This window comes from Variovorax sp. P4_D9 (assembly GCF_056401695.1).
Genome location: NZ_JBFUIU010001649.1, coordinates 1 through 772, shown reverse-complemented (window position 1 = coordinate 772; position 772 = coordinate 1). Strand labels below are relative to the sequence as shown.

General features: G+C 69.3%; 1 protein-coding gene and 1 pseudogene. Both read right to left on the bottom strand.

Annotated features, from left to right (window positions below; all coding sequences use genetic code 11):
• Positions 1-506, bottom strand: a 506-nt coding sequence (locus AC1DY5_RS57530; protein ID WP_478123022.1) for an ABC transporter ATP-binding protein, incomplete at its 3' end; no start/stop codon positions are given.
• Positions 507-519: 13 nt separating this feature from the next.
• Positions 520-772, bottom strand: a pseudogene (locus tag AC1DY5_RS57525) (iron ABC transporter permease); the annotation flags it as partial.

The following is a 772-nucleotide window of genomic DNA, read 5'->3' as shown; positions in this document are numbered from 1 at the left end:
AGATTGGACAGCGGCTCGTCGAACAGCAGTACGGCGGGTTCGAGCACCAGCGCCCGGGCCAGCGCGACGCGCTGCTGCTGGCCGCCCGACAGCTCGCTCGGCAGTCGCTCGTCGAAGTCGACCAGGCCGACGCCGCGCAGCGCCTCGCGGGCGCGCGCCGCGGCCTCGGGCCTGCGCACGCCGCTCATGCGCAGRCCGTAGCCGACGTTCTCGATCACGCTCATGTGCGGGAACAGCGCGTAGCTCTGGAACATCATGCTGACGTTGCGCTCGGCCGGCCCCAGCGTGGTGACGTCGCGCCCGCCCATGAGGATCGCGCCCGAGCTCGGGGATTCGAGCCCGGCGATCATCCGCAGCGTGGTGGTCTTGCCGCAGCCCGAGGGCCCGAGGATGGTGGTCAGCGTGCCGACGGGCACCTCGAAGCTGATGCCCTTGACCGCCAGCGGCGCGCGCGCGTCGTTGCCGTAGCGCTTGGTGACGTTGCGCAGTTCGATGCCCTGGCTCATGTGTGCTCCATGTTCAATGTGCAGCGACCGCGATGCTCGGCACGCCGGCCTTGCGGCGTCCCAGCTTGCGCTCGCCCACCAGCCACTGCACCGCGGCGATCGCGACTGACATCAGGATCATCAGCACGGTGCAGTAGGCCAGCGCGATGCCGTAGTCGCCGTTGCCGACCCGCCCGATGATGTAGGTGGTGGCCAGCTCGTTCTCGGCCGTGACCAGGAAGATCACCGCGCTGACCGTAGTCATCGCCCGCACGAAACTGTAGACC